This is a genomic window from Ruegeria sp. CL5 (assembly GCF_056536485.1).
Map to the genome: position 1 here is coordinate 140,006 of NZ_JBQFPS010000005.1, position 22,630 is coordinate 162,635.

Sequence of the window (22,630 nt, forward strand, 5' to 3'; positions counted from 1 at the left end):
AGGGGCATCAATCAGGAGGGACAGCATGCATGCGGTCTTGCCCTGCCCGGACACCCCGCCCGAGTTTCAGTTTCGATTTGATGGCAGGTCTCCTGACTTGCGGGTCATTGCTTTGCCGACCTTCCCGACCTTCAAGGCCAGTGGCATTTCGTCATCGCTCTCCGCTTACAGTTGCGGGGGCAGTCTCGGACTGGGTTCGTTCCGGTTTTATCCGGGCAGAACCGCACCGTGTTCCCTTTTCATCCCGGCCCGGTTGGGCGCGAGAACCATCACGTCATCGCTAGCGGTACAATCGTTCGGGAGTCAAGAAGATTGATGATGGCATGTGACGCACGGTCCAGCCACGTCAACCTTGACTCGGCGCGCCTTGGGTGAACTGATCGGTTCAGTTGATTTCAGAGGGCACCATGTTGGACACACAGGAAGCGGTTGTCACCGAGGACATTCAGTTTCAGTCCGGCCCGGCAATACTGTCGGCACGGCTCTATCACCCTGTCGCAGAACCGGACAAAGTTGTTGTGATCAACGGTGCAACCGGTGTGCCCAGAGATTACTACCGGCATTTCGCAAGATGGCTCGCAGAAGCGCACGGAATGGCCTGCCTAACCTATGACTACAGGGATTTTGGTCACTCTCTGACAGGCTCACAAAAGCAATCGCGTGTCACCATGGCGGATTGGGCGCTGATCGACATACCGGCTGCACGGACCGAAATGCGGCGGAGGTTTCCACAGGCTAAGCTTTGGAGTATTGGGCATTCTTTGGGCGGGATGTTTGGTCCGATCCAACCCGATATCGATCAGATCGACAGGATGATCTGTGTCTGTTCCGGTCTGGTAACGCTGAAGGATCATCCTTGGCCTTACCGCGCTTTGGCGACGTTGTTCTGGTACGGTCATGCGCCCCTGGCGGTACTTGCGCTCGGGTATTTGCCCGGAAAGGCTTTGGGTTTTGGAACAAATCTGCCATCCCGAGTTTACTGGCAATGGCGCAAATGGTGCACAGCGCCCCAAAGTTATGTACCCGAAATCGGAGACACCTTGCCGGCAAACCGCTGGGCCGACATGGGCAGGCAAGTTGACATATTCGCCTTTGAGGATGATCAGGTTGTGCCCCCCCAGGCGGTTTGGCGGCTTGCCGATCTCTATGGTTCAGGTGCGCGGCGCCATCTGCTTTCGGCAAATGAATTCGGGTTATCCGAAGTCGGCCATATCGGCGCGTTTGCCCGGCGAAACGCTGCCGTTTGGCCCCGGTTGATCTCCTGAAAAGCTAGGCACCGGTAACCGGTGCCCAGAAAGGTCAAAGTCCCTTGCGGGATTTTTTCTCGTGCATCACGCTGCGCACCATTTTTCCAAACGCTTTATCGCGTGCGCGTGCCTGCGCCACCGAAGCCGAATTGTGCTGATCTTCGCGACGCAGCTTGCGCCATCGGTCCAGCCGTGCGGGATCAAGTGCCCCGGTTTCGATTGCAGCCTGTATCGCACAGCCGGGCTCGGTGTCGTGCTGACAATCTGAGAATCGACAGTTCAGGCTCAGGTCAGAGATGTCCGAGAATACCTCGTCCACACCCTCTTGCGCGTCCAACAGGCGTAACGCACGCATGCCGGGTGTATCGACTAACCAACCTCCGTTGCTCATTCGATGTAACGCACGTGCTGTTGTTGTGTGCCTGCCACGCGCATCATCTTCGCGAATGCCTGCGGTGGCTTGATCCTGTCCAGTCATCCCGTTGGCGAGTGTCGTCTTGCCAACGCCAGACGATCCGACCAGGGCGCTGGTCTGCCCCTTCGGGCACCACGACAGGACCTGTTCGATATCGGACTGATCCAAGGCATTTACGGCCAAAACTGTCAAAAACGGGGCCAGTGACTGGGCCTGTTCGACATAAGCAATTGCGTTGTCGCAGGTGTCCGACTTGGTCAGAACGATCACCGGATAGCTGCCTGCCTGATGGGCCAGCGCAAGATAGCGCTCTAGTCGGGGCAGGTTGAAGTCGGCATTGCAGGAACTGACGATGAACAGCACATCCACATTGGCCGCGATTAACTGTGCTGCGACGCCTGTGCCCGCAGCCCGGCGCTGCAGCAGGCTGCGCCGTTCCAGAACACTGCGTATGCGTTTGTTTTCATCGGTCAGCACCCAATCTCCGACGGCAAAAGCACCAGTTGGTTGGTCTGGGGAGAGTAGGTGAGTCTCGCCTTCTGGACTCAACCCGATCAACCGATCCCGGTGAACGGCTGCGATGCGAAAGGGGAGAAGAGACGGCTCAGCCGCATGCTGAGCTGCAAAGTGAGAGGACCATCCGAGGTCCGATAAGGAAAGTGACATGTGTCTGCCTGTGATCAGAAACAACAATCCTGTCGAATGGCGAACGCGCATTCGCAGGTGAGGTATTCAGGCAGTCAGCTGGAAAAAAGAATCAGAACCGGTCTGCCCGAAGGGTCATTGCTACAATCATAAACGCCCTCCTACGGCTAATGGGTTCAAAGTGAGAGGTTGGACATCGACCCAAGCGGGGCTCGTTGTGGCTGCTTCCTTCCGGACCTGACCAGGTTGGCGAGGCGCTCGCCCGCGCCAACCTCTCGAACATCGATATAGGCCTCCGGCTGTAAAATGGCAACCCGTCAGAAGGTCAGATGAATGCGCATAAACCCATCGGTATCACGGGGCAGTATCTGGGGATCATAATCCGCCAATTCTTCCAGGTATTTGTCCGCGCCGGGACCGGTGGTCAGAATTGCTCCGCGGCTTTGGGTCGGCACAAACGAGAACGGCTGAGGAGCTTGTTCCAATGGGTCGAGGGGCGATCTTCCTGAGATGTAGTCGCACAGGATTTCGTGAATGCGCAGCGACGGCAGGTTGATCTGATCTGCTTGAAAGTCGACAGGAAAATGACCGCCCCCGCTGGCGCGATAATTGTTGAGTGCAACAACAAACCTTTGATCGGGGGCGATAGGCAGCCCTTGAAATGTAAGATCGCGAACGCGGCTATGGCCGGGATCTGTGATCCGTCCGGTTGCATCGAAACGAGCGGGTTGAGACAGGTCGAACCGGCAGGTCACGCCATGCAGTACATCAAAATAATACCCCGCCCGCAGAGGATCGATGAGGTTGACGGGATCATTCAGCGAAAGCTGATTGAACAGTCCGGCGGACATCTCAAGCCAGTCACGAACCTGTTCCCCGGTGATAAAAGTGGCGCGCAACTCGTTTGGAAACACGCACAGATCAGCCACATTGCGTACCGAGATTCTGCCCGCCGGGACATCGGTATAAAATCGAGTGCCTGCGCGGCCTCCGAATTTGGTCGGGGCGGCGGCTGACAGGACGGGATGGTCTGCCCATTCAGTACTCAATAGGTACGGCCGAAGCGCTGCAGCTTGAGCGGTTGCGATAAGCGCCAACCCACGATCAGGGGCGCAGAACGAAAAATAGCTGTGTAAAGGGTGTGGGACATTGCCGACGGGCTTGGCTGCGCGGGCGCGTGTTGCTGTGTGGCCTTGGGCAAACAACTGCGCCAACTCCGGGCAATCGGTCACCGGCGATTTTGCTTGATTGACTGCGCGTAATTCGGCTTCGCTCTTGACGATGTGCCAGCCGTCAATATCTCGTCCCAGTGTCAAATCAATGAGGCCGAGGTGTGAACCTCCCCAACCCGGCATCACCACCGGTTTGCCATTTACAAGTCCGCGATTGCTGTCGACATGTTTCAAACCGACATGCGCCGCGCCCGGCAGAGTCAGGTGTGTATGGCCAGCAACGATTGCATCAATGCCTGTCAGAGCCGCAAGCGGAATAACGGCATTTTCCAGTTCTGGCTGTGCCTCTGCCGAACCGAGGCCTGAATGAGCCAGCGCGACGACCAAATCGCATCCATCTTTGCGCAGTTCTGCTGCTGTACGTTGTGCTGCGGTTAGGATGTCGGCAATTTGCACGTCATCCCGCAGCATATGCGCTTCCCACCGCGCGGTCTGAGGTGGCAGGACAGAAAGAACACCTATGCTAATAGGAACATCTTCTCCCCCGATACTGATTGTGCGCTGCAGAATTGCTTGGGACACCCAGCCCTGATCGGGAGTGTTGCTTTTCATGTTGCTGCAAACAACCGGACACTCGAACTGACCTGTGATGAGATTGATGAACTTTAGTCCAAATCCAAAATCGTGGTTGCCCAATCCGACTGCATCATACCCCAGGATATTGAACGCCTTGGGCAAAGGGTGTTGGGCTGGCACGGCTTCGGCCGCCCAGTCGCCAAACGGGGTACCTTGCAGGCTATCGCCATTGTCGAATAGCAAAACCAGCGCCCCGTTGCGTTCCGCCTGTTCTTGGGCGACCCGGATCATGCTTGCGGTGCGGGCGAGGCCGACATCAGGATCGGGGCGATCGGCATAATAGTCGTATGACGTCATGTGCATATGAAGATCAGAGGTCGCCAGGATCCGAAGGTGCGCGCGACCTTTGAAATCTCGATTTTGAGGCGGGAAAACTTCGGCTTTCAATATTTTTACTTCTGGATGATTGTGTAACGCAAACTTCACTATGAGTTGTAATTAGTGCAAATTCCGAGGCATTGCTGCGGTCTTTCGACGGCGTAAGAAATATTGATCTGTGAATACCCCGTTGCACCGGTGGTCAAGACATGGCAGCCCTTTGCGCAAATACAGGAATGACAGGCATGAAACGCGCAGAACAGGTAACTTTTGGCGGCTCTGGGCTGGACCGGGCAGGATTGCTGCGAGGCGATGCGGACAAATTGGCGCAGGCCCATGCTGACCCATCAGCGACATGTGTTTTGCTGTGGCGCGGCAAAATTTTGGCTAAGGGTGACGCTGTGGATCAGTTGGCGCTGCTTCCCATGTCCCACGATATTCTCAAAACTGGTCCGGGCGGTGTGATCGAGGTGCCCATCTTGCTTGGGTGTATGGGCGACGGATCGCCTCTGTTTGCCTTGGATATATCTGATTGGGCGGCCGAAGGGCTCGACCTCTCTGCCGTCGGGGAGTTTGTGGATGGTAGCGAACAACAGCACCACGACCTGCCCAAAGGACATGTGTTTGTCGAGCTACGCCGGATCATGGCACGGCTGAATCCACGTGATGCAGAGTTGGCAGCAACCGCCAAGGCGGTGATCGGCTGGCATGAAACGCATCAGTTTTGCGCCCAGTGCGGTGCACATAGTGAGATGGTTCAAGCTGGATGGCAACGCAGCTGCCGTTCCTGTGGCGGGCAGCATTTCCCGCGCACAGATCCGGTTGTTATCATGCTGATAACGAATGGAAATTCGGTTCTGATGGGCCGTTCTCCTGGCTGGCCCGAGGGGATGTATTCACTTTTGGCGGGCTTCGTTGAACCCGGCGAAACGCTCGAAGCCGCAGTGCGGCGCGAGGTGATGGAAGAAGCCGGAGTACCTGTGGGCGAGGTGCGCTATCTTTCCAGCCAGCCTTGGCCCTTTCCTGCATCCCTGATGTTTGGCTGTGCAGGCGAAGCCCTTTCGCGCGATATTCAGATCGACCCGGTTGAAATCGAAGATGCGATGTGGGTCACCCGGACCGAGATGATGCAAGTCTTTGCCGGGGACCACCCCAAGCTCATGCCAGCCCGAAAGGGCGCGATTGCACATTTTTTGTTGCAACACTGGCTTGCAGACACACTGGACTGACGAGAAACTGGACTCAATCAAGGGCAGAGTAAAACGAACATGCAGTTTTCAGCGCAGGAAGATATCGAAGTTCCGATTGATACGGTCTTCACCATGATTTCTGATTTCGAGCGCTTTGAACGCATGGCCTTGCGGCGCGGGATTGAAGTGAGGAGAATCGCAGATTCTGCGGTGCCACAGACCGGAACCGCATGGGAGACCGAGTTCAAGATACGCGGTAAACCACGTCAGATTGCCATAGAGATGACGGAATATGACAGCCCGTCTCTGATGCGCTTTCAATCCAGTAGTAAGGGAATGAACGGTGATACGGTTGTCGAGCTTTTGGCACTGTCTCAACGTCGGACACGTTTGCGGATTGAGACATCGCTGGGCGCAAAAACCCTTCCCGCACGGCTATTGCTACAGTCTTTGAAGCTCGGGCAATCCAGGTTCCGCCGACAGTTTCATACGCGGCTCAGCGAATTTGCGCGGGACATGGAAGAACGGCACCTGCATGGTGCCTGAATATGAGGGAGTAGATGAGTAGATTGGATCAACCGATCATCCGCGAAGCTGTTGAGGCTGATGCTGATGGAATTGCCAAGGTGCTGACCGAGCTCGTGGCTGCCGGTAAGCGAAGCAAAGACAGCAACGCTGCTTTTGCTTTGGGGCATTACATCAGCGATCCCGAACGTATTCGGTGTAGTGTTGCTGTCACGCCGAACGGAGAAATTTTGGGATTCCAATCGCTGAAACTTGCCACCGAAAACAACCCCTATGAGGTTACGGTCGGCTGGGGCATCATCGGCACACATATTCGGCCGTCTGCTGCGCGACGCGGTGTGGGGCGGGCACTATTTGAAACGACGCTTGAGGCCGCTCGGCATAAGGGTTTACCTGCTATGGACGCGACGATTGGGGCTGCCAATCTCGAGGGGCTTGGGTACTATGAAGCCATGGGATTTCGAGAATATCGCCGGATGGAAGGTGCAGTATGCAAGATCTTTCATGTTCCCAAAGTCTGAACTTGGCAACACCCAAACGATAAGTCCGTCCTAAAACATGTCGCAGATTATCTTTCTTCACGGTGCATCCAGCAGTGGGAAAACTACACTGGCACGGGCATTGCAAAGGGCGGCAGAGGTGCCATTCTGGCACATCTCGATTGATCATCTTCGGGACTCTGGCGTTCTGCCCATGCGGCGCTTTCAAAGCAGAGAATTCGATTGGTCGATCGAGCGTGGCAAGTTCTTTGATGGTTTCCATGCGTCTTTGGCGGCCTATGCAAATGCAGGAAACAATCTGATCATCGAACATATTCTGGATACGCCTGAATGGGCAGAAATGCTAAAGCGGCATCTGGCAGGTCATGATGTATTGTTTGTGGCTGTGCATTGCCCCACCGACCTCCTAATCGAAAGAGAAATGGCGCGCGGTGACCGCGAACAAGGCAGCGCGGTGAGTGACCAACAGGTCATTCACATAGGCAGGGTCTATGATCTGGAAGTCGATTCGATGGATGACATCGATGGGAATGTCGATCTCATCCTCGATGCTTGGCGCAATGGGACGCGGAGCTCTGAGTTTGCCCTGCAGGAGGGGTAGCGACAGCGAAATGTTACCCGCGGGGCTGCGCCGCCGGGTAGACGCCAAGCACCTCAACATTGGTGGTGAAATGCTCCAGTTCATCCATCGCCAATTTTACATTCCGATCATCCGGGTGGCCCACGATATCCGCATAGAACTGCGTCGCAGTGAATGAGCCGTCGACCATGTAGCTTTCCAGCTTGGTCATGTTGATGCCATTGGTGGCAAATCCACCCATTGCCTTGTATAGCGCGGCCGGAATGTTACGGACCTGAAAGACGAAACTGGTGATCATCCCATGTTCGCCACGACGCGAATCGTCTACCTCTCGCGACATCACTAGAAATCGAGTCGTATTATCTCCCTGATCTTCAATATGTCGCGCCAATACGTTGAGGCCGTAGATTTCCCCTGCCAGTTCACTGGCCAAAGCTGCGGAATGCTTGTTACCGGCCTCAGCAACTTCTCGCGCGGCGCGGGCATTGTCAGGGCTGACCCGTCCGCGAATTCCGTGCTCTCGCAGAAATCCTGCGCATTGTGGCAGCAAAACAAGGTGGGAATGCGCTTCGGTGATGTCTTCCAGCTTGGCCCCGGGTACGGAAAGCAAATTGATATGCACCCTCACAAATGCCTCATCGATAATATGCAGCCCGCTATGGGGAAGCAGGCGGTGGATATCCGCGACGCGGCCATATGTGGTGTTTTCAACCGGCAACATTGCCAGATCAGCTTCGCCCGAACGCACCGATTCGATCACATCTTCGAATGTGCGGCAGGGCAGTGCGTCCATATCCGGGCGCGCGTTGCGGCAAGCCTCGTGGCTATAGGCGCCGGGTTCTCCCTGAAATGCGATGCGATTGGTCATTTGGTCGTTTCCGTGCAACAAGTTTTTGAATTGGGCGTTTAGTCGCGGTGTCTATACCTTGCCTCTTGTCAGGGGAAGCCTTAGACACCCGGAAGACAGCTAAAGTGGACTCGCGATCAATGTTCGACACGATGACAGTTACCAAGGCCGCAGCAGGCCTGTTTGGCACCTTCCTGGTGCTGCTTCTGGCAAAATGGGGGGCGGATGTCCTCTATAGCAGTGATAGCCATCATGCCGAGGCTGCCTACGTAATCGAATCCGAAAGCTCGGGCGAAAGTGCCGACGGTGAAGAGGTGGTCTTCGAAGAGATTCTGGCAGCAGCCGATCCTGAAAAAGGAGCAAGGGTGTTCCGTAAATGCACCGCTTGCCACAAATTGGAAGACGGCGCGAACGGCACTGGCCCGTACCTGTACGCTATCGTAGATCGCCCTGTAGCTTCGGCAAAAGGGTTTACCGGCTATTCTGCAGCTATGCAGGCGCATGGCGGCAACTGGACGCCTGAAGCGCTTGATGCCTTCCTGACCCGACCCAGCAGCTATATCTCGGGCACCTCGATGAGCTTTGCTGGCCTGAAAAAACCACAGGATCGCGCCGACTTGATTGCTTACCTGCAGACCATCGGCAACTGATCTTTTGATCATTACGCAAGAATTTAAAGCCGCTGCGCCAAGCAGCGGCTTTTATTTTTTACGTGAGAAAAACTTCACAAAGCGCTCACGCATTCTAAACTTGCAACTGACAGTGCTGGACCTTTAGCTGGCTGGCACGACAATGAAGATGACAGATATTCAGAGGACGAGCCCAATGAAACCCCTTCTGCCCGCGATGCGCTTTACTGGAATTCATTCTTGGACTGCGGCGCTAGGAATTTCGGCAGCGGTTGTTTTCGGGGGTATTCAAGCCAGCGCCAGCGAGGATGGTATCACGCGAAGCCACGGCTATTCTTACTTTGGAAACCTGGATTACCCGGCGGATTATCCGCACTTGAATTATGTCAATCCCGATGCGCCAAAAGGTGGAGAGCTGTCGCTGGCGGGATCAGGTACGTTTGATTCCCTGAACCCCTACTCGCGAAAAGGTCGCGCAGGCGCGTTGACGACGATTCAATATGACCCGCTGATCGAAAGCACATCAGACAGTGTTGGCCAATACTACGGCGTTGTCGCCGAAAGCATGGAGTATGACGAAGGCCGCAACTACGTGATATTTCATTTGCGCCCCGAGGCGATGTTCTGGGATGGAACCCCAGTGACGGCCGAGGATGTAGTCTATAGCCACCGCCTGTTTATCGAGCAGGGCTTGCCATCTTATGCACAGGCAGTCGGCCGGATGGTCACGGGTGCCGAAGCGTTGGATGATCACACCGTCAAATTTACCTTCAGCCCGGATGTCACCCGTCGTGGGCTTATCGAAACAGTTGGTTCTACTCCGGTCTTCTCGAAGGCTTGGTTTGAAGCTGATGAAAACCGCCGCCTTGATGAACCTCGTCTTGAGGTCGCCGTAGGGTCCGGCCCGTATAAGCTGGACAGCTACGACATCAATCGCCGCATCGTTTACAAGCGTCGTGATGACTATTGGGGCAAGGACTTGCCGATCAATGTGGGTCGCAACAATTACGACATCATTCGGATCGAGTATTTCGCTGATCAAACTGCCGCATTTGAGGGTTTCAAAGCTGGTGAGTACACCATGCGTGTTGAAAGTGATCCGAAGCAGTGGGCCTCGAGTTACGATTTCCCGAAGCTCGACGAAGGGTATGTTGTGCAGGATGAGATCGTTGATGGAAGTCCTCCGACACCATCTGGGTTTGTATTCAATCTGGGAAAACCGCAGTTTGCCGACAAGAATGTGCGCAAAGCACTAGCGCTGGCGTTTAATTTCGAATGGGCAAATGAGTCGCTGATGTTCGGACTGAACACGCCGCGCAATTCGTTTGTGCAAGGCACTCATCTTGAGGCAACAGGTGCGCCAGAAGGCGCGGAACTAGCGTTCTTGGAAACACTGGGCGATGTCGTCCCGGCCGAAGTCTTAACCGAGCCCGCGCTTGTAGTTCATGAATCCAACCCGGCCCGCCTGAACGACCGTCGCAATCTGCGGAAAGCGTCGAAACTGCTGGAGGAAGCCGGATGGCCGGTCGGTGAAGGCAATCTGCGCCGAAATTCCGAAGGGCAGACGCTGAAAGTGAATATTCCTTACGCGTCCAGTATTCCCACCTCGACTTCGACGATGATCGAGACCTACGTCCAGAACCTTCAGTCAATTGGTGTGGATGCTTCTGCAGAGAAAGTTGACCCCTCTCAGTTCACGCTGCGGCGTCGTGAGCGGGATTACGACATGGTGTATTCGAACCGATATGGCTCGTTCCTATCCACCGGTGGCGGCCTAAGCCAGATGTATGGATCGGAAGAGGCTGCATTCAGCCTGTTCAATCCGGCGGGTCTTGCCAGCCCTCTTGTGGACGCGGTGATCGAAGCGTCCTTTGATACAACAAATCAGGCAGAGCAGGATGCCGCATTGATGGCGTTGGACCGTGTGCTGCGCTATGAGTTCTTTGTCATACCCGATGGGTATGTGGCGGACTATTGGACGGCTTACTACGACATGTATGAATACCCTGAAAATCTACCTCCATTCTCGCTGGGGTATCTCGATTTTTGGTGGGTCAACCCTGAGAAAGAGGCTGACCTGAAAGCCAAAGGCGCACTGCGGTAAAATGGGCGCCTATATTCTAAGACGCCTATTGCTGGTCATACCGACCCTTCTGGGCATCATGATCGTCAATTTCACGCTGGTGCAATTTGTGCCCGGCGGACCGATCGAACAGATCATCGCGCAAATCGAAGGTCAGGGCGATGTCTTTGCAGGATTCGCCGGTGGTGGCGATGCCGGGGCAGGCGCCGAACCTGCTGGAGGTGCCTTTGACGACAAATACGTCGGTGCGCGTGGGTTGCCGCCTGAGTTCATCGCTGAACTGGAAAAAGAGTTTGGATTCGACAAACCGCCACTCGAACGTTTTCTAGGCATGATGGGCAATTACCTGACGTTGGATTTTGGTGAGAGCTACTTCCGCTCGATCAGCGTGATCGATCTGGTGCTGGAAAAAATGCCCGTGTCGATATCGCTGGGTCTTTGGTCGACCCTGATCGCCTATCTAGTTTCGATCCCACTGGGTATCCGCAAGGCGATCAAGGACGGTTCAAGTTTCGACACTTGGACCAGTGGTGCGATCATTGTGGCATATGCGATCCCCGGGTTCCTGTTTGCCATTCTGCTGTTGGTGTTGTTTGCCGGTGGGTCGTATTGGCAGATATTCCCGCTGCGCGGACTGACCTCGGACAACTGGGAAAGCCTCAGCCTGTTTGGCAAGATCGCCGACTATTTCTGGCACATCGCGCTTCCGATCATCGCGCTGACGATCTCGGCCTTTGCGACGCTGACACTGCTGACCAAGAACTCGTTCCTGGATGAGATCAAAAAGCAATACGTCATGACCGCCCGCGCCAAGGGTCTGAGCGAGCGCAAGGTGCTGTACGGCCATGTCTTCCGCAACGCGATGCTGATTGTGATTGCAGGGTTTCCGGCAGTGTTCATCGGCGTGTTCTTTGGTGGCTCGATCATCATCGAGACCATTTTCTCGCTCGATGGTCTTGGGCGGCTGGGCTTTGAGGCCGCAGTGGCGCGCGACTATCCGGTGATTTTCGGCACGCTCTTCATATTTGGCCTGATGGGCTTGGTTGTCGGCATCATCAGCGACCTGATGTACGTTCTGGTCGACCCGCGCATCGACTTTGAAAAGCGGGAGGGATAATTGGCGCTTTCCCCCCTTAACCAGCGCCGCTGGCGTAATTTTCGGCGTAACGGCCGTGCCTTCTGGTCGCTGATCATCTTTTCGATCCTGTTTGGCCTGTCGCTGTTTGCCGAGTTCATCGCCAACGACAAGCCGATCCTGGTGAAGTACCGGGGCGAATTCTACACGCCGGTCTTCAACTTCTACGCCGAGACCGAATTCGGCGGCGATTTCCAGACCGAGGCGATCTACCGCGACCCCGAAGTCATGTGCCTGATCGACAGCGGAGGGCTAGATCAGTGTTTCGATGATCCTGAAGGGATTATCGAGGAGATTAAAGCCGGTACATTCGAGGCCGACGGCTTCGAGCGCGGCTGGGCTATCTGGCCACTGATCCCTTATTCCTTCAACACCAGCGTGGACCGACCGGGTGCTGCACCGCTGCCGCCCAATAGTCAAAACCTTCTGGGCACGGATGACACCAAGCGAGATGTGCTGGCCCGCGTAATATATGGCTTTCGCCTGTCGATCCTGTTCACGCTAATTGTGACCGGGGCTGCCAGTTTGATCGGCATCTTCGCAGGGGCCATTCAGGGCTTTTTTGGCGGCTGGCTCGATCTAATCTTCCAACGGATTATCGAGATCTGGTCATCAACTCCCTCACTCTACGTGATTATCATCATGTTTGCCATTCTCGGCCGAAGTTTTTGGTTGTTGGTGGCTCTGATGATTCTGTTCGGTTGGACCGGGTTGGTTGGCGTTGTACGGGCTGAGTTCCTGAGGGCTCGAAATCTGGAATATGTTCGTGCCGCGCGCGCGCTAGGTGTGGGTAACATGACGATCATGTTCCGCCACATGCTGCCCAATGCGATGGTTGCCACGCTGACCTTCATGCCGTTCATCGTGACCGGCACGATTGGCGGACTGGCGTCGCTAGACTTCCTTGGATTCGGCCTTCCGTCCTCGGCCCCATCGCTCGGAGAGCTCACATTACAGGCAAAACAAAACCTGCAGGCTCCGTGGCTGGCCTTCACCGCCTTTTTCACCTTTGCCATCATGCTGTCGCTGCTGGTCTTCATTTTCGAAGGCGTGCGTGATGCGTTTGATCCCAGAAAGACCTTTTCATGAGCCTGCTGGATGTGAACAACCTCAAAGTCTCCTTCCGGCAGGACGGGCAGGTTTCTGCGGCGGTGAAAGGTGTGTCCTTTACCGTGGACCGGGGTGAAACGGTTGCTCTGGTAGGGGAATCGGGCTCAGGCAAGTCCGTGACCGCTCTCAGCACCGTATCACTGCTGGGCGATAGTGCGATCGTTGAAGGCTCGGTCACCTATGACGGCCAAGAGATGATTGGCGCGTCCGAGAACAAGCTGATGGAAGTGCGTGGCAACGACATCAGCTTTATTTTCCAAGAGCCGATGACCTCGCTAAACCCGCTTCATACGATCCAGAAGCAGATGGCCGAATCTCTGGCGTTGCACCAGGGGCTGGCTGGTGATGCGGCGCGAAATCGGATTATTGAACTGCTGAACAAAGTTGGCATCCGCGACCCGGAAGAGCGTTTGGACAGCTATCCGCATCAGCTGTCGGGTGGGCAGCGTCAGCGCGTGATGATCGCAATGGCGCTGGCCAACAAGCCGGACATTCTGATCGCAGATGAACCAACGACCGCGCTGGATGTGACCATTCAGGCGCAAATTCTGGAACTGCTGGCTGAACTGCAAAAGTCTGAAAACATGGGAATGCTGTTCATCACCCATGACCTTGGCATCGTCCGGCGTATCGCAGACCGGGTCTGCGTAATGAAGGATGGTGAGATCGTCGAAACCGGCGTGACCTCCGAGATTTTCGACAACCCGCAGCATCCTTATACGCGCAAGCTGCTGGCGGCTGAGCCGTCAGGACACCCTGATCCGGTGGCAGAGGATGCCGAAGAGGTCGCGCGCACCGATCACCTGAAGGTCTGGTTTCCGATCCAACGGGGGTTCCTGAAACGTACAGTCGGGCATGTAAAAGCCGTCAATGACGCGACGCTCAGCGTCCGTGCCGGGGAAACGCTTGGAATCGTCGGCGAGAGTGGATCGGGCAAGACGACACTGGCTCTGGCCATGATGCGTTTGATCGCCTCCGAGGGCGGAATCACTTTCCGCGATCAGGACGTTCGCCGCTGGTCAACGCGTGAACTCAGACGGCTGCGCAAAGATATGCAGATCGTGTTTCAGGACCCGTTTGGCAGCCTCAGCCCCCGTATGACCTGTATGCAGATCATCGCCGAAGGGTTGGCTATCCACAATGTCGACCCCCATCGTGCCCCGCGTGAATTGGTGGCCGAAGTGATGACCGAGGTCGGGCTGGACCCCGCCGCGATGGACCGTTATCCACATGAGTTTTCAGGTGGGCAACGCCAGCGGATCGCCATCGCGCGCGCCATGGTGTTGCGGCCCAAGCTGCTGGTTCTGGATGAACCGACCAGTGCGCTGGACATGACCGTGCAGGTGCAGATTGTTGATCTGTTGCGGGACCTGCAAAGGAAGTACGGGCTGGCTTATCTGTTCATCAGCCACGACCTGAAGGTCGTGCGCGCGATGTCCCATAACGTCATCGTCATGCGCAACGGGGATGTGGTCGAGATGGGCGCAGCTGAGGATTTGTTCGAACACGCCCAAACCGACTACACGCGTGAATTGATCGCGGCAGCGGGCTGACGAGCAGCCCGCCCCCCTAGCCTCAGGCCATTTCCTTGTTCTTTGCAGAGGCAGGAACAGGGCCGCGCAGTTCTTCATAATGATCGAACTGCAGTTTGACCCAACCGGTGCCACGGGTGGCGCTGGCAAGGGTTCGGTGCAGTTCATCCTCGGCAACAGCCGGAAGCTGCGCGTTGAATATCTCCCAACCCGAAGCGTTCGGATTACCCTCGAATCCTAGCACCTGACCCTGCAAAGAACTGATCGTGGGGACTAGATCACCGACGAAGGTTGATGGCAGATGGATCTCGGCATTCAGGATCGGTTGCAGGACGACGGGTTTGGCCTCGGGTAGCGCTTCACGCACGGCGTTCTTGCCAGCGGTGCGGAAGGCATAGTCCGAGCTGTCTACGTTATGGTGCTTGCCGTCGCTGAGCGTCACCTTGACGTCCACGACAGGGAAACCTTCAGGGCCTTCGACCAGTGCGTCCTTGGCACCGTGTTCAACCGAAGGAATGTAGTTCCGGGGTACGGCCCCGCCTTTGACTACTTCTTCGAACTGGAACCCCGATCCGCGCGGTAGTGGCGCGATTGAGATCACCACATCAGCAAATTGACCTGCGCCACCGGATTGCTTGCGGTGGCGGTGACGATGATCGACTTTGGTGCGGATGGTTTCGCGATAGGCTGTTCCGGCGGCCTCGGCTTCAATCTCGATCCCAAAATCTTCGTCTAGTTTAGCTGTCACGCGGCGCATGTGTTGTGGGCCTTGCGAACTTAGAATGGAATGACCGCTTAATTCGTCCTGTTCCAGATGCAGTCCGGGATCGATTTCAACCAAACGGGTCAGCGCGTTCGACAGACGCACATCGTCGCGTTCATGCGCGGGTGAGACAACCTGACGATGCGCAGCGGGATGCGAGGAGGCCCATTCCGGCAGCGGCGTAGCAGCAGCGCTATCATATATGAAACCAGGGTTGAGATGATCGGATTTAACGGCCAGACCAATCTGTCCAGCCTCAAGCGCTCCGATCTGGGTTTTGGCGTCGAGTGTGGTCAGGTTCCCAACAGTTTCACCGCCCAGAGGCTCGTGCGCTTTGACGCCATCGCCCAGTCCGCGCAATACGGTGATCTTACCAATATGCTTCTTCACATCCGCAAAGCCTGCGATGGCGCGCGCTGTATCTTCAGCCTCGTCTCTGTCTGCCGCGATGTTGAACTCCGGGGCCTCATGACGCAGCGCTTTCATAAGGCGCGTCAGGCCATTGCCATGGCTGGCAGCACCCAGGCAGGCGGGGATCAGCTGGTGGTTCTGCAAAACCTGCGCAGCCAACTCGTAGACTTCCTCGCTGGGTGGCTGCTTGTCTTCGATCAGTTGTTCCAGCAAATGGTCATCAAAATCTGACAGGGTCTCGAGCAACTCGGTGCGCGCTTCCTGTTCGCGATCCTCCACCGATTGCGGTAGTTCGATCAAGGCTGAGGGCTGGCCTTCTTGATACTTCCACGCGCGTTCCGAGATCAGGTCGACGGCCCCGATGATGTCTTCTCCTTCGCGAATCGGAACTTGACGCAAAGCGATGTGGTGACTGCAATAGGTCTGAAGCGCTGCTACGATGTCGCGTATGCGGCCATTGGGGCTGTCCATGCGATTGATGAAGAGGAAACTGGGAATACCTGCTTCCTCAACCAGTCTTAGATAAGGGGCACAAAGGACTGCGGCGTCCGGATCGGGGGGGACCACAACCACTGCTGCGTCTGAAATGGCCATCGCCGGGCCGACATAGGCCAGCGCATCGCCGCCTCCGTCCACGTCCACCGCGCACCACGGTTCGTCTAAATAAGAAAAACCGTGCAAATGCACGGTTCCGGAAACATCGAATGTTGTAGGCCGCCCGTCGAGGCGGCTGATCGCTTCGACCAAGGTGGATTTGCCCGATTGACTGGGGCCGAGGACGGTGAAAACGCGCATGAGTGCTGTCCCTGTTTCAGTTGCAACTTGGCTGCACGAAAAGGGCTGTCGAACGCATGCGCGTCGGCAAGAACTGTCTGCGTTTGCCTGCCTCAGGCTGTGAAGAGGCGGTCCTCTCCACCCCTTTAGTGTGGAGAAAACCAACAGCATGCGTCAAGCCCCCGTGCCGGTTTGGTAGGGTGGGTCGCGAAAAACGACCCACCAAAGAGTTTTCAGATCGCCGAACTGTGCCCAGCTTTGCTCAGGTCGTAGGCATCAAAGCTGCGCGCGATCATGCGGGTAAGTGCGCGCGCTTCGAGCGGGATGAACAAGCCGTTTTCATCAACGCGCAGCAGTCCGTCAAAGGCTGCATTCGCCTTGGCGTACATCTGCTGCAGCTCAGCGGCCGAGATGTCGTAGTCGCGTAGAATCTCGTTCGAATTGATTTGGAAATCACACATCAGCGCCTCGATCAGGCGCGACCGCAGGATATCTTGACCTTTGAACAAGTGCCCACGCGACGTCGAAAACCGCCCTTCGCGAATGGCCTTCGTGTGGGCTGATGTTGCCGGAGCATTCTGCGCGTAGCCTTGCGGGAAACGTGAAATTGAGCTTGCGCCTAGGCCAATCAGGATCGGGGCCTGATCGTCCGTGTAACCCTGAAAATTCCGTTTCAGTCGGCCAGCGCGCAGCGCATGGGTCAGACCATCATCCTGTGTCGCAAAGTGGTCGATCCCAATTTCAGCGTAATTGTCCCACAGAAACAGTCGCCGGGCCGTTTCGAACAATTCCAGTCGCTGCTCTGGCGTGGGGAGCGCATCTGATGGAATCAGTTGCTGGCGCTTGGCCATCCAAGGCACGTGCGCATAGCCATAAAGTGCGACTCGATCCGGGTTCAGGGAAAGTAGCTTTTGCACGCTTTCGGTCATGCGCGCTTTGGTCTGGTGGGGCAGACCATATAGGATATCCGCGTTCAGGCTGGCAATTCCACGTGCGCGGATCATCTCGGCCGCTTTGCGAGTGGTATCGTAGCTTTGAATGCGGCCGATGGTTTTCTGGATTTCATCATCGAAATCCTGCACGCCGATCGAGGCGCGGTTCATCCCGGCCTCGGCCAGCGCATCCAATCTGGCTTCGTCGATCTCATTCGGATCTATTTCAACCGAGAATTCCGCATCTGGACCCAGCGGGACGACCTCAAGAATCCGTCCTGCCAACTCGCGCATCAGGTCCGCATTCAACAGAGTCGGCGTGCCGCCACCCCAATGTAGCCGAGAAAGCGTAACACCCTCGGGCAAACGCGCGGCCAGCAGGTCCAGTTCGGCTTTTAGAACGTCCACATAGGCAATAACAGGGTTATCCGTCTGGGTGCCTTGGGTCCGGCAGGCGCAAAACCAGCACAGCCTGCGGCAGAAGGGTACGTGGATATAAAGCGAGATCGAACTGCCGGGGGCAATCCCGGAAATCCAGTCGGCAAACAAGTCAGCCCCCACGTCATTGCTAAAGTGGGGGGCGGTGGGATAGCTTGTGTAACGCGGTACTTTCGCGTCAAAAAGTCCAAGCCGTGCCAATTGAGGTTTCAGTGTCATGGCGATATGACTATAGCGGGAGGGCTCAGGGTACTTTGACCGAAATCAAATGGAAACGCGAATGACACTCAAGGCCCAATTCGACCACACAAATTGCGCAGAATGCCCGATACGGCATCGCGCGGTGTGCGCGCATTGTGAAAAGGATGAGCTGGAGGAACTTGAGAGCATCAAGTACTACCGCAGCTTCGAGGCCGGGCAGACAGTCATCTGGTCCGGAGATCCGATGAACTTTGTCGGTTCTGTCGTATCCGGAATTGCGTCTCTGACACAGACGATGGAAGACGGGCGCACACAGATGGTGGGCTTGCTCTTGCCTAGTGATTTCGTTGGGCGACCCGGGCGTGAAAACGCGCCGTATGACGTGGTTGCGACGACCGATTTGGTGATGTGCTGTTTTCGGAAAAAACCTTTTGAAGAACTGATGGTGACGACACCGCATATCGCGCAGCGCCTGTTGCAGATGACTCTGGACGAGTTGGATGCCGCGCGTGAATGGATGCTGGTGCTTGGGCGCAAAACGGCGCGGGAAAAGATTGCCAGCCTTCTCTCGATCATTGCGCGTAGGGACGCGTCGCTTCATTCGTCTGGCACTGTCGGCCCGATTGTATTCGACCTTCCTCTGACACGAGAGGCGATGGCGGACTACTTAGGCCTGACGCTTGAGACTGTCAGCAGACAAATCTCGGCCCTGAAGAAAGACCAAGTCATCTTGCTGGAAAGCAAACGCCATGTCACCATCCCAGATATGGGGCGTTTGATGGAAGAGGCGGGTGACGATTCGGATGGCGGATTTCTGGTCTGATATCCAATGATCTGACTAAGGTCCCAAAACAAACAGGAGCCAACAATGGAATTCAGCGGTGTATTGGCCATGTTGTTCATCGGCGCGATTGCCGGGTGGCTGTCCGGAAAGATCATGGAAGGCCGCGGGTTCGGCCTGATTGGCAACATCATCGTCGGAGTCGTCGGCGCATTTTTGGCCGGCACGATTTTTCCCGCTTTGGGCTTTGGCGTCGGTGGTGGGCTGCTCTCTTCGATTTTCTTTGCGACGGCCGGCGCGGTGATTCTTCTGTTCCTAATCGGCCTGATCCGCAAGGCTTGAGAAAAAACCGCCCCGATAGGGCGGTTTTTGCAATTTGATCAATGCGCCAGAAAGACCGGCACTTCGGATTGTTCAAGCATGTTCCGAGTCGCACCGCCCAGAATGGCCTCGCGAAAGCGCGAGTGCCCGTAGGCGCCCATTACGATCATGTCGGCCTCGGTATCGGCAGCGTGACGATTAAGAATATCCGAAACGCGTGTCATGGTTTTGCTCAGCACATCAATCTCGCATTTCACGCCGTGCCGCGCCAACATTTGAGACAACAGCCCACCCGGGTCCGAGCGATCGGGCCCATGACGTGGCGGGTCAATGACGACAATCCGTGTAAGCTCGGCCTGCTTCAGGAAGGGAAGGGCGCAGCGGATGGCGCGCATCGCTTCGATGCTTTCATTCCAGCCTACCATTATGGTTTTGGGTGAGGAGATCGGCTCAATTTCGTCCGGTACCAGTAATACCGGGGCGTGGCCCTCGAACATGGCGGCCTCAACAATCGGTTCGGCCTCGGCGTCGCGATCCTTTCCGTATGGGCGCGGCAATATCACTAGATCTGAAAAACGCGCGCGGCGGGCGACGTGTCGGCCAATGTCGGCAATCTGTGCTACCCCATTTTCAGCCGACCAACGCACCCCCGATTTGCCAAGATAGTCCTGAGCAAATTTGAGGATTTCATCCGCCTCGGCGTTTGCGCGACTCAGGGTTTCCTGCAGGATCAGTGCATTGGCCCCGGCGTAGTAATACCCGGTCTGACTGCGGTCGACCCCAAGGCACAGCGCTTCGGCATGGGCGTCTTGCCCGTCGGCCAAGGCGATCATCTGTGCCAGAGCCGTTTGGGATATCTTGGTTTCTGTCATGACCGTAAGCAGGGATTTATATGCCATGTCGACCTCATTATTCCGACGCTCCTTAATGCGGAACGTGTGTTTGTCTCTGGAAAATACCTCTCACAGAAAACAGGGGGTTGTCTTGACACAGATCAAAGCAGCACAATTGGCATCACTGCATTACGACACGCAGTCAAAAGGGTTCCGTGTGGCATGAAGAATCGCGCGGGGCATGGCAAAGGGACGCAATATGTCAAATTACATCAAGCTGATCGTGCTTGGGCTGGTTGTGCTGTTCGCAGCCATTGGGTCCAATTATGCACGGGATTTGGCGTATCAGGTGCACGCAATTCTGGTGATGATCATCGCTGCCGGATTGTTCATTTGGACGCTTAGAAACACCGATGAGCCAGATATTCTTGTAGATCGCTCGGCGGAATATATGGATGGCGTGATCCGCTATGGCGTGATCGCAACCGCCTTTTGGGGTGTGGTCGGGTTCCTTGCGGGGACTTTCATTGCGTTCCAGCTGGCCTTTCCGTCGCTGAACTTCGAATGGGCGCAAGGGTATATGAACTTTGGACGTTTGCGGCCATTACACACGTCGGCGGTTATCTTCGCCTTTGGTGGTAACGCGCTGATCGCAACCTCGTTCTATGTCGTACAGCGCACAAGTGCCGCTCGTCTGTGGGGCGGAAACCTGGCCTGGTTCGTGTTCTGGGGCTATCAGCTGTTTATCGTTCTGGCGGCGACCGGTTACCTGCTGGGTGGAACCCAGTCGAAAGAATATGCGGAACCTGAATGGTATGTCGACCTATGGCTGACCGTTGTCTGGGTTGCTTATCTGGCTGTCTATCTGGGCACGATCATCAAACGGAAAGAACCCCACATCTACGTGGCCAACTGGTTCTATCTGGCATTCATCGTGACCGTCGCCATGCTGCATCTGGTCAATAACATGACCATTCCAGTCAGCATCTGGGGTTCGAAATCGGTCATCGTCTGGTCAGGTGTCCAAGACGCCATGATCCAATGGTGGTATGGCCACAACGCCGTGGGCTTCTTCCTGACCGCAGGCTTCCTGGGCATGATGTACTACTTCATCCCGAAACAAGCCGAGCGTCCGGTGTTCAGCTACAAACTGTCGATCATCCACTTCTGGGCGCTGATCTTCCTGTATATCTGGGCCGGTCCGCACCACCTGCACTATACCGCGCTGCCGGATTGGGCCTCGACGCTGGGCATGGTTTTCTCGGTGATCCTGTGGATGCCTTCGTGGGGTGGTATGATCAACGGTCTGATGACCCTGTCCGGCGCATGGGACAAGCTGCGTACAGACCCTGTGATCCGGATGATGGTCATCTCAGTCGGCTTCTACGGCATGTCCACTTTCGAAGGTCCGATGATGTCGATCCGCGCTGTGAACAGCCTGTCTCATTACACCGACTGGACTATTGGTCACGTGCACTCGGGTGCGCTGGGCTGGAACGGAATGATTACCTTCGGTGCGCTGTACTATCTGGTGCCCGTCCTGTGGAAACGGGACCGCCTGTATTCGCTGCAGATGGTCAGCTGGCATTTCTGGCTCGCCACAATCGGTATCGTGCTCTACGCCGCGTCGATGTGGGTCACTGGTATCATGGAAGGCCTGATGTGGCGTGAAGTGGATGCCAACGGCTTCCTGGTGAATTCGTTTGCTGACACCGTGGCTGCCAAGTTCCCAATGTACGTCGTACGTGGTTTGGGTGGGGTGATGTTCCTCGCTGGCTCGCTGATCATGTGCTACAACCTGTGGATGACTGTGCGGAAGGCACCGGCCAAAGAGGCCAGCCTGACCGTCGCGGTCCCGGCTGAATAAGGAGGGCCGGAGCAATGGCAATTCTCGACAAACACAAGATCCTCGAGACCAACGCGACCCTCCTGCTGATTTTCAGCTTCCTGGTCGTTACCATCGGTGGCATCGTTCAAATCGCGCCTCTGTTCTATCTTGAGAACACCATCGAGAAGGTGGAGGGCATGCGCCCTTACACTCCTCTGGAACTGGCGGGGCGTGACATCTACATCCGAGAAGGATGCTATGTCTGCCACAGCCAAATGATCCGCCCGATGCGGGACGAGGTCGAACGCTATGGCCACTATTCTCTGGCGGCCGAGTCGATGTATGACCATCCGTTCCAGTGGGGATCGAAGCGTACCGGACCTGATCTGGCACGCGTCGGCGGCCGATACTCGGATCAATGGCAAGTTGATCACCTGCGTGATCCGCAATCGGTGGTCCCGGAATCGGTGATGCCCAAGTATGGTTATCTCGAGCGTCGCAAGATCGACGGTAAGTACATCGGTGATGTCATGGCCGCGAATGCAATGGTCGGCACGCCTTACACCGATGAGATGCTGGAGAACGCGCTGGCAGACTTCCGTGCTCAGGCGGATCCGGACAGCGACTACGACGGTCTTTTGGAGCGCTATGGTGACAAGGTGAACGTGCGCAATTTTGATGGTCAGCCCGAACTAACGGAAACTGACGCGTTGGTCGCCTATCTGCAGATGCTGGGTACATTGGTCGACTTCTCGACGTTTACGCCAGATGCAAGCCGCTAAGG

20 protein-coding genes, 1 other RNA gene and 1 riboswitch are annotated in these 22,630 nt (G+C 56.0%); of the genes, 14 read left to right on the top strand and 7 right to left on the bottom strand.

Features of this window, described 5'->3' with window-relative positions:
* Positions 1-65: 65 nt before the first annotated feature.
* Positions 66-286, bottom strand: a riboswitch (cobalamin riboswitch).
* Between the two features lie 121 nt (positions 287-407).
* Positions 408-1,265, top strand: coding sequence for an alpha/beta hydrolase family protein (locus ACR0IU_RS10640; RefSeq protein WP_480716225.1), 858 nt, complete (start codon positions 408-410; stop codon positions 1,263-1,265).
* Between the two features lie 34 nt (positions 1,266-1,299).
* On the opposite strand, the gene rsgA is transcribed toward ACR0IU_RS10640, so the two are convergent.
* The 3 genes from rsgA to ACR0IU_RS10655 form a co-directional block, all read right to left on the bottom strand.
* Positions 1,300-2,328, bottom strand: coding sequence for a ribosome small subunit-dependent GTPase A (gene rsgA / locus ACR0IU_RS10645; protein WP_480716226.1), 1,029 nt, complete (start codon positions 2,326-2,328; stop codon positions 1,300-1,302).
* Positions 2,329-2,486: 158 nt separating this feature from the next.
* An RNA gene (gene ffs / locus ACR0IU_RS10650) (signal recognition particle sRNA small type) lies at positions 2,487-2,585 on the bottom strand.
* Positions 2,586-2,624: 39 nt separating this feature from the next.
* Positions 2,625-4,541, bottom strand: a complete 1,917-nt coding sequence (locus ACR0IU_RS10655) for a bifunctional 2',3'-cyclic-nucleotide 2'-phosphodiesterase/3'-nucleotidase (protein ID WP_480716227.1) — start codon at positions 4,539-4,541, stop codon at positions 2,625-2,627.
* 137 nt (positions 4,542-4,678) lie between these two features.
* Between ACR0IU_RS10655 and nudC the strand changes: the two genes are divergently transcribed.
* The 4 genes from nudC to ACR0IU_RS10675 are packed head-to-tail and all read left to right on the top strand — an operon-like array spanning position 4,679 to position 7,249.
* Positions 4,679-5,662, top strand: a complete 984-nt coding sequence (gene nudC / locus ACR0IU_RS10660; RefSeq protein ID WP_480716228.1) for an NAD(+) diphosphatase — start codon at positions 4,679-4,681, stop codon at positions 5,660-5,662.
* A 39-nt stretch (positions 5,663-5,701) separates the two neighbouring features.
* Complete coding sequence (locus ACR0IU_RS10665) at positions 5,702-6,169, top strand: SRPBCC family protein (protein ID WP_010440928.1); 468 nt, start codon at positions 5,702-5,704, stop codon at positions 6,167-6,169.
* Positions 6,170-6,183: 14 nt separating this feature from the next.
* Entirely contained in the window at positions 6,184-6,669 is a 486-nt protein-coding gene (locus tag ACR0IU_RS10670) for an N-acetyltransferase family protein (protein WP_480716229.1), read from the top strand.
* Positions 6,670-6,706: 37 nt separating this feature from the next.
* On the top strand, positions 6,707-7,249 hold the full coding sequence (locus tag ACR0IU_RS10675; RefSeq protein WP_480716230.1) for a chloramphenicol phosphotransferase CPT family protein: 543 nt from the start codon (positions 6,707-6,709) through the stop codon (positions 7,247-7,249).
* Between the two features lie 13 nt (positions 7,250-7,262).
* Here ACR0IU_RS10675 and ACR0IU_RS10680 read toward each other — a convergent pair whose 3' ends face one another.
* Complete coding sequence (locus ACR0IU_RS10680) at positions 7,263-8,096, bottom strand: prephenate dehydratase (RefSeq protein ID WP_170476131.1); 834 nt, start codon at positions 8,094-8,096, stop codon at positions 7,263-7,265.
* A gap of 119 nt (positions 8,097-8,215) precedes the next feature.
* On the opposite strand from ACR0IU_RS10680, the gene ACR0IU_RS10685 reads away from it, so the two are divergent.
* From ACR0IU_RS10685 to ACR0IU_RS10705, 5 genes are all read left to right on the top strand, one after another.
* On the top strand, positions 8,216-8,725 hold the full coding sequence (locus ACR0IU_RS10685; protein ID WP_029621890.1) for a c-type cytochrome: 510 nt from the start codon (positions 8,216-8,218) through the stop codon (positions 8,723-8,725).
* 175 nt (positions 8,726-8,900) lie between these two features.
* A complete protein-coding gene (locus ACR0IU_RS10690) occupies positions 8,901-10,808 on the top strand; it encodes an extracellular solute-binding protein (RefSeq protein ID WP_480716231.1) in 1,908 nt (635 codons plus the stop codon).
* Position 10,809: 1 nt separating this feature from the next.
* A complete protein-coding gene (locus tag ACR0IU_RS10695) occupies positions 10,810-11,904 on the top strand; it encodes a microcin C ABC transporter permease YejB (RefSeq protein WP_170476127.1) in 1,095 nt (364 codons plus the stop codon).
* Entirely contained in the window at positions 11,905-13,011 is a 1,107-nt protein-coding gene (locus ACR0IU_RS10700; RefSeq protein ID WP_010440942.1) for an ABC transporter permease, read from the top strand.
* Positions 13,008-14,585, top strand: coding sequence for an ABC transporter ATP-binding protein (locus tag ACR0IU_RS10705; RefSeq protein ID WP_480716232.1), 1,578 nt, complete (start codon positions 13,008-13,010; stop codon positions 14,583-14,585). The genes ACR0IU_RS10700 and ACR0IU_RS10705 overlap by 4 nt, the downstream gene beginning before the upstream one ends.
* A 22-nt stretch (positions 14,586-14,607) precedes the next feature.
* On the opposite strand, the gene ACR0IU_RS10710 is transcribed toward ACR0IU_RS10705, so the two are convergent.
* Complete coding sequence (locus tag ACR0IU_RS10710) at positions 14,608-16,533, bottom strand: elongation factor G (protein WP_170476120.1); 1,926 nt, start codon at positions 16,531-16,533, stop codon at positions 14,608-14,610.
* Between the two features lie 212 nt (positions 16,534-16,745).
* Positions 16,746-18,101, bottom strand: a complete 1,356-nt coding sequence (gene hemN, locus ACR0IU_RS10715) for an oxygen-independent coproporphyrinogen III oxidase (protein WP_170545074.1) — start codon at positions 18,099-18,101, stop codon at positions 16,746-16,748.
* Between the two features lie 61 nt (positions 18,102-18,162).
* On the opposite strand from hemN, the gene fnrL reads away from it, so the two are divergent.
* Together fnrL and ACR0IU_RS10725 are read left to right on the top strand one after the other, a co-directional pair.
* Positions 18,163-18,906, top strand: a complete 744-nt coding sequence (gene fnrL / locus ACR0IU_RS10720) for a transcriptional regulator FnrL (protein WP_170476116.1) — start codon at positions 18,163-18,165, stop codon at positions 18,904-18,906.
* Between the two features lie 45 nt (positions 18,907-18,951).
* Positions 18,952-19,206: a GlsB/YeaQ/YmgE family stress response membrane protein gene (locus tag ACR0IU_RS10725; RefSeq protein ID WP_010440953.1), complete on the top strand. Its 255-nt coding sequence runs from the start codon at positions 18,952-18,954 to the stop codon at positions 19,204-19,206.
* A gap of 38 nt (positions 19,207-19,244) precedes the next feature.
* Here the strand turns inward: ACR0IU_RS10725 and ACR0IU_RS10730 are convergent, their stop codons facing one another.
* Positions 19,245-20,084 carry a universal stress protein gene (locus tag ACR0IU_RS10730; protein ID WP_170545068.1) on the bottom strand — a complete coding sequence of 280 codons (840 nt, stop codon included), beginning with the start codon at positions 20,082-20,084 and terminating at the stop codon, positions 19,245-19,247.
* 193 nt (positions 20,085-20,277) lie between these two features.
* Between ACR0IU_RS10730 and ccoN the strand changes: the two genes are divergently transcribed.
* Both ccoN and ccoO read left to right on the top strand, forming a co-directional pair.
* Positions 20,278-21,885 (top strand): cytochrome-c oxidase, cbb3-type subunit I, encoded by a 1,608-nt coding sequence (ccoN, locus tag ACR0IU_RS10735; RefSeq protein ID WP_010440957.1) that lies wholly within the window; start codon positions 20,278-20,280, stop codon positions 21,883-21,885.
* A gap of 14 nt (positions 21,886-21,899) precedes the next feature.
* Positions 21,900-22,628: a cytochrome-c oxidase, cbb3-type subunit II gene (gene ccoO, locus ACR0IU_RS10740; RefSeq protein ID WP_170476112.1), complete on the top strand. Its 729-nt coding sequence runs from the start codon at positions 21,900-21,902 to the stop codon at positions 22,626-22,628.
* Positions 22,629-22,630 lie beyond the last annotated feature (2 nt).

Bases quoted from the DNA above. Each gene is read 5' to 3' on its own strand.
- ACR0IU_RS10640 (WP_480716225.1), top strand. From the start codon at position 408: ATGTTGGACACACAGGAAGCGGTTGTCACCGAGGACATTCAGTTTCAG.
- rsgA (WP_480716226.1), bottom strand. From the start codon at position 2,328: ATGTCACTTTCCTTATCGGACCTCGGATGGTCCTCTCACTTTGCAGCT.
- nudC (WP_480716228.1), top strand. From the start codon at position 4,679: ATGAAACGCGCAGAACAGGTAACTTTTGGCGGCTCTGGGCTGGACCGG.
- ACR0IU_RS10665 (WP_010440928.1), top strand. From the start codon at position 5,702: ATGCAGTTTTCAGCGCAGGAAGATATCGAAGTTCCGATTGATACGGTC.
- ACR0IU_RS10670 (WP_480716229.1), top strand. From the start codon at position 6,184: ATGAGTAGATTGGATCAACCGATCATCCGCGAAGCTGTTGAGGCTGAT.
- ACR0IU_RS10675 (WP_480716230.1), top strand. From the start codon at position 6,707: ATGTCGCAGATTATCTTTCTTCACGGTGCATCCAGCAGTGGGAAAACT.
- ACR0IU_RS10680 (WP_170476131.1), bottom strand. From the start codon at position 8,096: ATGACCAATCGCATCGCATTTCAGGGAGAACCCGGCGCCTATAGCCAC.
- ACR0IU_RS10685 (WP_029621890.1), top strand. From the start codon at position 8,216: ATGTTCGACACGATGACAGTTACCAAGGCCGCAGCAGGCCTGTTTGGC.
- ACR0IU_RS10690 (WP_480716231.1), top strand. From the start codon at position 8,901: ATGAAACCCCTTCTGCCCGCGATGCGCTTTACTGGAATTCATTCTTGG.
- ACR0IU_RS10695 (WP_170476127.1), top strand. From the start codon at position 10,810: ATGGGCGCCTATATTCTAAGACGCCTATTGCTGGTCATACCGACCCTT.
- ACR0IU_RS10705 (WP_480716232.1), top strand. From the start codon at position 13,008: ATGAGCCTGCTGGATGTGAACAACCTCAAAGTCTCCTTCCGGCAGGAC.
- ACR0IU_RS10710 (WP_170476120.1), bottom strand. From the start codon at position 16,533: ATGCGCGTTTTCACCGTCCTCGGCCCCAGTCAATCGGGCAAATCCACC.
- hemN (WP_170545074.1), bottom strand. From the start codon at position 18,101: ATGACACTGAAACCTCAATTGGCACGGCTTGGACTTTTTGACGCGAAA.
- fnrL (WP_170476116.1), top strand. From the start codon at position 18,163: ATGACACTCAAGGCCCAATTCGACCACACAAATTGCGCAGAATGCCCG.
- ACR0IU_RS10725 (WP_010440953.1), top strand. From the start codon at position 18,952: ATGGAATTCAGCGGTGTATTGGCCATGTTGTTCATCGGCGCGATTGCC.
- ACR0IU_RS10730 (WP_170545068.1), bottom strand. From the start codon at position 20,084: ATGGCATATAAATCCCTGCTTACGGTCATGACAGAAACCAAGATATCC.
- ccoN (WP_010440957.1), top strand. From the start codon at position 20,278: ATGTCAAATTACATCAAGCTGATCGTGCTTGGGCTGGTTGTGCTGTTC.
- ccoO (WP_170476112.1), top strand. From the start codon at position 21,900: ATGGCAATTCTCGACAAACACAAGATCCTCGAGACCAACGCGACCCTC.